The sequence below is a fragment of the Runella sp. CRIBMP genome (assembly GCF_009905605.1).
In the GTDB taxonomy this organism is placed as follows: Bacteria; Bacteroidota; Bacteroidia; order Cytophagales; family Spirosomataceae; genus Runella.
Genome location: NZ_JAAAKZ010000035.1, coordinates 1 through 8,741, shown reverse-complemented (window position 1 = coordinate 8,741; position 8,741 = coordinate 1). Strand labels below are relative to the sequence as shown.

The window sequence follows — 8,741 nt, the reverse complement described above, 5'->3', positions numbered from 1 at the left end:
ACGTCTACCTCGCAGACGATTAATGTCGTTCCGGGTGCACCGACGCTAACGGATGTGACATTGACGCAGCCCACGTGCGGGGTTCCGACGGGCACTGCGGTGGTCAACGCCACGGGTTCGGGTACATTGGAATACTCCAAAGATGGTGTAGACTGGCAGTTGAGCAATACATTTTCAATGTTATCTCCTGCCAACTATACGTTCAGTGTTCGTTTGCAGAGCAATCCTACGTGTGTAGCGACGTCGACTTCGCAGACGATTAATGCGGTGCCCGTACCAACGGCCACGATAAGCTATGTGGGTAGTCCCTACACCAATACAGGCACAGCGACGGTAACCCTCACGGGTACGGCGGGTGGAGCTTTCAGCGCTACTCCGTCAGGGTTATCGTTGAACGTGTCAACGGGAGAAATCAATTTAGCCACCAGTTCTTCAGGTAGTTATACAGTAACGTATACAATCGCCGCTAGCGGTAGCTGTGCAGAGGTGACAGATACGGCATTGGTTGCCATTATTGTCCCGAATCTTGCCCAAATCATTTACGTCAATGGTTCAAATACGTCTCCAAGTCAAGATGGTAGCAGTTGGTCGAAAGCGTTTGCAAATTTACAAGCAGGCTTGAGTGCTGCATCGGTTTTGTCAGGAGGAGATATTCAAGTTTGGGTTGCGGCGGGAACCTACAAACCTGGAACTTTGCGCAAAGATGTTTTTGAGATTCCTTCGGGCGTGCAGGTTTACGGAGGGTTTGTCGGGACAGAAACAGAGTTGAGTCAAAGAAATTGGAATACGCAAAAGACGATTTTAAGTGGAGAAATTGGCACTTCATCTTTGACTGACAACGTAAACCACGTGGTTGTATTGAGTGCCACAAATGACACAACTCGTTTGGATGGTTTTGTGATTGAAAAGGGGTACGCTGATTTTTATGTAGCGGCACAAGGCGCAAATTTAGATCAACCTTCCTTGTTGTCGTCGGGAGGTGGGATACTGGTAATCAATAGGAGCAAAGGTTTGATAACTAACTGCCTGATTACCAACAATCGGGCCATTGGCGGCGGCGGAATTTTGCTCAGAGACAGCAGCGAGGTAAATATCACAAACAGCATTGTAGCTGGCAACGAAGCGACCTTCGGGGGCGGGATTTATATAGAAAGTGCAGGCCGTCCACATTTGGAAAACTTACTGATTGTTTCCAATAAAGGCTTAGGCGGTGGATTGTACCTCAATTACAGTGCACCGATACTGACGCATTGTACGATTGCTTCCAATCAAAGCACTAACGGTACGCAGGGTGGGATATTTAACTCGAATTCTTCTGGAACATTGCAAAACAGTATTTTGTGGGGCAACAGCGGTGTTCAAACAACCCCTGGTATCAGTATTCGATACAGCATCGTGGAAGGTGGATTTGCTGGTACTGGCAATCTGAATCAAAACCCATTGTTTATCAAAGCAACACCAAGTGGTCTGGCACCGACGGTGAATTTGGGAGACTATCATTTGCAACCGTGTTCGCCCGCAATCAATGCAGGCGACAATGCAGCGAGTACGTTACCTCTGGATTTGGACGGCAATGTTCGTCCCTATACAACAGGCTTGGCGATTGTCGACATGGGATGTTATGAAAGCCAAAGTACAGGTGGCGCTGGACCTGCTATGCTTAGCGTGAGCGAGCCGATAACGGGCGGAACGGTGTTAAAAACAGGCGGTCGCATCACGGCTACGAATCAGGTATCTGGCGCAACGGTGGAGTACCGAGGCAGCCAATCCGTGACACTTCTGCCGGGCTTCAGCGCCGCAGGTACTACTTTTCATGCCGTCATTGGTGACTGTCCCAATTAGTAAATCAATAGCTTCCTAACCCACAAAAAATAGGCTGTCTCAAAACACTGAGACAGCCTATTTTTTGTGTTGGTTGATGGTTTAAATTGTCCCCAAAGTTGCCTTTTAATCGTAAAGTTTTTGACGTTGATTTTGAGATAAAAAGTGGCTTAAATGGGCTGTTTTTCTGTTTTTGTTCAAAATGAGTAAAAGAAAGTTTGAAATGAGTAAGCAAAATTAGCGGCTATTCTGAGGGTCTTTGCCATTGCTTCGTTGGTAGTCCAGAATGAGGAAGAGAAAGTCCAGTTTGTGCTAACACCTGCCTGTCAAAATCGGCCAATTTTGTTTCACCATTCTATCGCAGGATTGGAAGTGCATTTCCACTATTATTCACTAAACAATTAAGTACAATCACATGAAACTATTATTGACATTCTCGCTGTTGGGCCTGTTGTTTTTGACAGGCTGCGACAAAAACAATGAACCCGTTGCCACGACTTTTAGCGGCAAAGAAGAAACCCTCGGCAACGGTAAAGCGTACTCGTGGGTGAAATTTTCGGCCGACAATATCCCGACTTCTATCGGCTTCACGCTCACCAAAGGTGCCTTGGATAACCTCCCCCACGGAGGTGTAGCTTTGGTACTTAACCTTCCTGCCGAAGCCGTTGGTAAGACCCCCTTTGACCATATCATGCTGGATTATTTGCACACGGGCCATGAGCCTCCGGGGGTGTACGATGTAGCGCATTTTGACATGCACTTCTATATACAGCCATTAGCCGAGCGCAAGGCCATTCCGTTGTATGAACTCGCTCCTGCTAAGTTTGATAATTTACCAGCGGCTGGTTTTATCCCGAGCAATTACATCCGATTGCCAGCAGGGGTGCCTGAAATGGGTGTTCACTGGGCCGACCCCGCATCTCCTGAACTATCGGGTAAAGGCAAATTTGCAGAAACGCTGATTTATGGTTCTTACGACGGGAAGTTGACTTTCATGGAGCCGATGGTCACGCATGAGTTTCTAAAAAGCAGCCCTAATCTCACAAAAGCCATGCCGCTACCCGCGAAGTTTTCCAAGGCGGGATATTACCCGATGAAGTACAGCATCAAGCAGGTAGGCGACGACATCGTGGTGAGTCTCGAAGATTTGATGATGATGCAATAATATACCGACGCGTTTTATACAACCCATTTTTTCGTTCACCCTTATTAATCGGTATTATGAAAAAATCACATTATGCCATTGTTGCTATTGCTTTATTTGGTACGTCTGTATTGATTGGTTGTACCGCAAACTCGGAGAATCTCGCAAAAACCGAAACGTCGGCCGTTAAATCGGAAGAAGCAATCATTAAACGCGGCGAATACCTGGTAGGCATTATGGGCTGTCAGGATTGTCATTCCCCAAAACGAATGGGAGCGCAAGGCCCCGAAATCATTCCAGAACTGCATCTTTCGGGTCACCCCGCTGACCACCCAATTGGAAAGGTAGTGCCAGAAGCATTGAAAAATGGTTGGATGTTGTTTGGCCCCGACGGCACCGCGAGTGTAGGGCCTTGGGGAGTCAGCTTTTCGGCCAACCTTACTTCTGATGCCACAGGTATTGGTACGTGGTCATACGAGCAATTCAAAACGGCTTTGACCCAAGGTAAATCCAAAGGGCTGGCCACCGCGCGTCCGCTTTTACCGCCCATGCCTTGGGTAAACTATACAAATATGGCCGAAGAAGATATTGAGGCGGTATTTAAGTATTTGAAAAGTACTAAACCGGTCAAAAATGCGGTGCCTGCGCCCATTCCGCCAGATAAATTGGCTCAACTCTAACGTGTTGTTGATGCCCTAAAAATCTTTCGTGGTAGAAAGGGGAAGGAGGTAAGGGTGAGCGATTCACAAATCATCACCCGCCTCCTTTTACCATACTGCCATTTTAATTTAAATCACCCTTTTTCTACCAATGAAAAAAATGTTTCACTTCCTTTCGGATTTGCTTTTGAGTCCGAGCGTTTGGGTGCCTGAGGCTACCCGAACTAGCGCATCTAGCGCCCACCGAGTCCTCGCTTCTAACCTGTGCTCTGCCCTCGTTGGGGCAAGATGACACCGTTGGTTATGCTTTCTAACGCCACAGGCTTCAACAGCTCTGTGTTTTTGGCGTGTACTCCACCAAGACAATCGCTTCGGGGCTGATATAGTTAGCCGACGTCATTGCTTTTTTGGGGTATGGCCACAGTAAATCCCTTGTTTGATGGTTTTAATTTAACTTAAATACGGAAGAGGAGAATGAATACTTTTTTAAGTGTTGTGCCTTCTGAAAGCAAAATGGCATTGCCGCGCTTTCGAACCAAGGAAGGCGAGCGGGTGGTTGACCTGCGTCGAATCGTGTACCTGAGTGCAAAGAGTAACTATACCCAGTTTTATATGGAAGACGGCGAGGAGGTGATTACGTCTCATTCGCTGAATATATACGTCGAATTATTAGAACAATATGACTTCATCAGAATTCATAAGTCTCATTTAGTGAATGGGTATCATCTTAAAAACTGTCGACTGCGCCCCGACAGAGCCTTGAAGTTGCCCAACGGGAATGTCATTGAGGTGGCTCGGCGGCGCTATTTAGAGTTGAAAAAAAAGGTTAAGAATCAAAGGCTTTCTTCTTGATGAGTTGAGCAACTTATATGTCCAATTCGGGACAGCGCTGTGCCTCTGATAAATCACTTTCCTATCGATTGAGTCACATTTAATTATGACATTTTGTAGGGAATAAGTGACCTAGTACAGGGAAGTTTAGTCTTAAAGACGCATAAAAATTACTTGTATTTACTGCCTTTGTGGTATGATAGGGAGTTGCTGTAGGAGTAAACTGACAGCATTTTATTATAATTTTATGCTTTTTAAAGTATTGCTAGTGACAGCGTTATGTCCTTTGTAGCGGACAAACTTTACAGATGTTGCAAAATAAACAAGAAGCAAAAATGAATACTTTTCCTGGGGTTACTCCTTTTGAAAATGTAGTGTATTTGCCCCGTTTTCAAACCAAAAATGGTGAAAATACGATTAACCCTAAGCAGATTTCGTTTTTGGTGGCTCAAGGAAATTATACCCTATTTCATCTAAAAACAGGGGAGCAGGTCCTGACCTCTTTGCCGTTGGGGAGTTATGTTTCAATTTTGGAGTGGTATGGGTTTGTTCGAATTCATAAGTCGTATTTAGTAAATTTAGATTGTTTGCAGGAGTGTATAATCGAACGCTTTAGTATCGTTACTTTTCCCAACGGTGCAGTGGTGGAAATTGCGCGTCGAAGAAAAAATACGTTGAGAAAGATATTCGAAATGCATCAAATAATTTTTAATCCCTAAAAACATCTACTGAGCGCCTGATTCGTATGTAGTACTGAAATTGTCTTTTTTTAGAACTTTTTCTTTTTTTAGTGTTTACACATAACGAGTTAAGACAAACACACAGTACAGCATGACGCCCATTCAACAACTACAACTGAAAATTGCCCCGATTCGGGAAGAACTTGTTCGCCACCCCATTTACAAAAGCGTTCAGACGATAGAGCAGCTTCGGATTTTTACCGCAAATCACGTCTTTGCCGTTTGGGATTTCATGTCTTTGTTAAAAGACCTTCAACAGTCCCTTACGTGTGTAAAAGTGCCATGGATGCCCGTAGGTAGCGCTAACACGCGTTATTTAATCAACGAAATCGTGATTGGAGAAGAAAGCGACGTGGACGAAAAAGGCCTTCGTATGAGTCATTTTGAGCTTTATTTGGCCGCTATGCAACAAATGGGTGCTGATACGGCCGCCATTAAAACCTTGATACAGGGGCTGCAGGAGGGAAAAACGCTGGTAAATGCACTCTCCGAAACAGGGGCAGTAGCAGGCACGCAGGAGTTTGTCCGACAAACGTTTGCGTTTATTGCTACCCAAAAACCACACGTAGTGGCTTCTGTTTTTACGTTTGGGCGGGAGGATTTAATTCCTGATATGTTCTTGGCGTTTATTAACGAATGGAACGGGGAGGATTCGGCGCGCGTAGCCAAATTTAAGTATTATTTGGAACGTCATATCGAGGTAGATGGCGATCACCACAGCCATTTGGCGATGCAGATGGTGGAAGAGCTCTGCGGAACAGACCCTCAGAAGTGGGAAGAGGCCACACAAAGCGCCATTGCTGCTCTCAAGAGTCGAATAGCGCTTTGGGACGTCGTATATGACCAGATTTTAACCTTAGAATTGGCATAAAACTAAAAAGGGTTGACAGATGTCAACCCTTTTTAGTTGATATATACCTTTAAATGTTAGGATGTTTCTTATGCCAAAAAGTAGCATCCTGATATACTTTGGCTACTGCCAGTAATTTGGCTTCGTTGTACAATTGGGCGGTAAAGGAGATGCTCGTCGGCATTCCGTTGCGGTTAAATCCATTGGGCAAACAAATGCTAGGATGGCCCGATAGGTTGGTATAGGTCAGGTTTCCGCCTGCGTAGGTGGGCGTGATGTACACCTCAATTCGTTCTTTTTTCAGCACTTGGTACAAATCCTGAATCATTTTGGTCCGCACACGCTGCGCCTGCACGTACTCGATGGCAGGGATATACCGCGCTGAGCGAAACTCATTTGGCCACGCATTTTTACTTTGACGCACCATTTGGTCGTCTTTGTTGGTGAGGGTCAGTTCATCAAACGCAGCCCCGCCTTCAACACCGATGGTGATGGTCAAATCACCCACGGGATAGGAGGGGAGCTCAAACGGAACAAGCTCGGCCCCTAGTTCGCGAAGTTTGACCAAAGTGATTGAGTCATTGGCGCGGTTGGGATAATTGGATTCAAAGCTCTTTTTCAGATACCCGATGCGCGTTCCTTTCAGGGTTTTTAATGGCTCATAATTAAAAGGTACATCTCTAACGGTAGCATCCTGTCCATCAGGGCCTTGGATGGCGTTGAAGACCAGCGCACAATCTTCCACGGAGCGGGTCATGGGGCCGATTTTGTCCATACTCCAGCTGAGGGCCATGGCACCGAAGCGGCTTACTCGTCCAAAGGTGGGGCGCAGTCCAGTGACTCCGTTGACGGTGGAGGGCGAGACAATCGACCCGAGGGTTTCGGTGCCAATGGCAAAGGGCAAACAACCCGCCGAAACCGCCGAGCCTGAGCCCGCCGAAGAGCCGCTGGCACCCGCTTGTGTATTCCAGGGGTTTCGGGTCTTGCCGCCAAACCATACATCTCCCATGGCAAATTCGCCTACCGACATTTTGGCAACCAATACAGCCCCCGCTTTTTCGAGTTTTTGGATGACCGTAGCGTCGTACGGAAGTTGCTGATTTTTGTAAATATTAGAGCCCCAAGTGGTAGGATAGCCTTTTTTTGCCAATAAATCTTTGGCTCCGTAAGGAATACCGTGCAATGGGCCACGGTAAGTGCCTGCTTTAAGTTCGGCATCGGCGCGGGTGGCTTGAGCCAACGCTAAATCTTCGGTAAGTGTAATCACATTTAGCAGGGTAGGGCTGTATTTTTTGAGACGCGCCAGAAAAAACTGCGTAAGTTCCACGGACGAAATCTGTTTTGTGCGAATCAATTCACCTAGCTCCGTCACAGTATAGTAGGCTAGGCTATCTCGTACCGCTGGCAACGATACCTTGCCTAAGGGGCTAAGTTTAAATGGTTTCTTCACTTTTTCAAACGCAAAACCTGCGGGTACGGGGTCAAAAAGGAGGGCGGGAGCCACGTCGTTGGTCAAAGTAATTTTACGAACCCGTTCGAAACCTTTCAGTTGGTCGTTGAGATTGTCGAGCATTGAGTCACGTTCGGCGGGGCTAAATTCAAGGCCAAATACTTTGGAAGCATAATTGGCAATATCGGTAGTAATGGGTTGGTCGGCTGCTCGGTAGGCTGTTCCAAGAAAAAAACTACCCACACAGGCAACAAAGGCAAAAAGAACGTAAATTTTTTTTTTCATGTAAAGTTCTGTTGATGAGTGAATGGAAGTAATAATACTAACAATATAAGAATAGAACGTGTTTGCAATTTAAGACAATATTGTATATTTGCAGCCCGTTTGGATGGATTGTTGGCTATTAAAGGTACTCTCAATTCCGCGTAGAACGGAAAGCATATTTCGCGCCCTTAGTTCAATGGGTAGAATTATGTTTTAGGTATCGCCGATAGGGCGGTACGACGTTTCGTTTGGAGTATTTTCGTTTTTTTGACATATTTTGCACCCGTAGTTCAATGGATAGAATTGTGGTTTCCGGTACCATCGATAGGGGTTCGAGTCCCTTCGGGTGCACAACTTTGGTAAATAACTCGTTAACTGTCAGATAGTTAACGAGTTTCTTTTTTTACAGGTGACGCGTCAGGTGACGGATTTTGCTCTACACTGCATTTATTTTCCAATTTCACTTCATACGGTGTACCCTCCCATCGTTTCAATAATTCCTTTTTGTCATCGGGTAGCCGTACCACGTCGGCCGTTGAAAACAAACCGTTTTCTTTTTCAAGTTTGAGCAACTTTTTACGGAGATTGTTGGCTGGGTTGGTGTGTTGGTTTCGGATGTTGTGGGCCGCGTAGTAGGCGGCATCGTGTTTGGCCCGTTTACGTTTATTGGTTCAGTGCCGATTGGTTACAGCTTCCAACAATTCAGCGTCGTTTTTCAATGCTGTTTCTCCTAAAAAAAGACTGCCTTTCCTTTGGCCTGAAATATCGGCCATGCTGACTTTACAGGCGGTTTTTGGGGCGGTTGTTTTGGTTTGCTCCGTTTGTCCCAAATTTACATTTAGGATAAAGGGTAAATTTGGGACAATTGCCTCGTTTTGTCCCGTTGTTTTTGGGTTCTGCAAGTCGGTAAATTTGGGACAATTGCCTCGTTTTGTCCCGTTGTTTTTGGGTTCTGCAAGTCGGTAAATTTGGGACAATTGCC

9 protein-coding genes and 1 tRNA gene are annotated in these 8,741 nt (G+C 45.9%); 7 read left to right on the top strand and 3 right to left on the bottom strand.

Features of this window, described 5'->3' with window-relative positions:
- From GVN20_RS29300 to GVN20_RS29275, 6 genes are all read left to right on the top strand, one after another.
- Positions 1-1,842: right-handed parallel beta-helix repeat-containing protein (locus GVN20_RS29300; RefSeq protein ID WP_166561753.1), on the top strand; the 1,842-nt coding region annotated here is incomplete at its 5' end.
- Positions 1,843-2,236: 394 nt separating this feature from the next.
- Positions 2,237-2,986 carry a DUF5602 domain-containing protein gene (locus GVN20_RS29295; protein WP_166561752.1) on the top strand — a complete coding sequence of 250 codons (750 nt, stop codon included), beginning with the start codon at positions 2,237-2,239 and terminating at the stop codon, positions 2,984-2,986.
- A 56-nt stretch (positions 2,987-3,042) separates the two neighbouring features.
- Positions 3,043-3,645 carry a c-type cytochrome gene (locus tag GVN20_RS29290; RefSeq protein WP_166561751.1) on the top strand — a complete coding sequence of 201 codons (603 nt, stop codon included), beginning with the start codon at positions 3,043-3,045 and terminating at the stop codon, positions 3,643-3,645.
- A gap of 453 nt (positions 3,646-4,098) precedes the next feature.
- Complete coding sequence (locus GVN20_RS29285) at positions 4,099-4,476, top strand: LytTR family DNA-binding domain-containing protein (protein ID WP_166561750.1); 378 nt, start codon at positions 4,099-4,101, stop codon at positions 4,474-4,476.
- Between the two features lie 314 nt (positions 4,477-4,790).
- A complete protein-coding gene (locus GVN20_RS29280) occupies positions 4,791-5,174 on the top strand; it encodes a LytTR family DNA-binding domain-containing protein (protein ID WP_166561749.1) in 384 nt (127 codons plus the stop codon).
- 112 nt (positions 5,175-5,286) lie between these two features.
- Complete coding sequence (locus tag GVN20_RS29275) at positions 5,287-6,066, top strand: DUF3050 domain-containing protein (RefSeq protein WP_166561748.1); 780 nt, start codon at positions 5,287-5,289, stop codon at positions 6,064-6,066.
- 49 nt (positions 6,067-6,115) lie between these two features.
- Here GVN20_RS29275 and GVN20_RS29270 read toward each other — a convergent pair whose 3' ends face one another.
- The gene (locus GVN20_RS29270; RefSeq protein WP_166561747.1) at positions 6,116-7,780 is read right to left on the bottom strand and encodes an amidase; all 1,665 of its coding nucleotides are present in this window, start codon (positions 7,778-7,780) and stop codon (positions 6,116-6,118) included.
- A gap of 258 nt (positions 7,781-8,038) precedes the next feature.
- Between GVN20_RS29270 and GVN20_RS29265 the strand changes: the two genes are divergently transcribed.
- Positions 8,039-8,110 (top strand) — tRNA-Arg (locus GVN20_RS29265).
- A 35-nt stretch (positions 8,111-8,145) separates the two neighbouring features.
- Here GVN20_RS29265 and GVN20_RS29260 read toward each other — a convergent pair.
- Both GVN20_RS29260 and GVN20_RS29255 read right to left on the bottom strand, forming a co-directional pair.
- A complete protein-coding gene (locus tag GVN20_RS29260) occupies positions 8,146-8,331 on the bottom strand; it encodes a hypothetical protein (RefSeq protein WP_166561746.1) in 186 nt (61 codons plus the stop codon).
- 99 nt (positions 8,332-8,430) lie between these two features.
- On the bottom strand, positions 8,431-8,741 hold a 311-nt coding region (locus GVN20_RS29255), incomplete at its 5' end, for a hypothetical protein (RefSeq protein WP_166561745.1).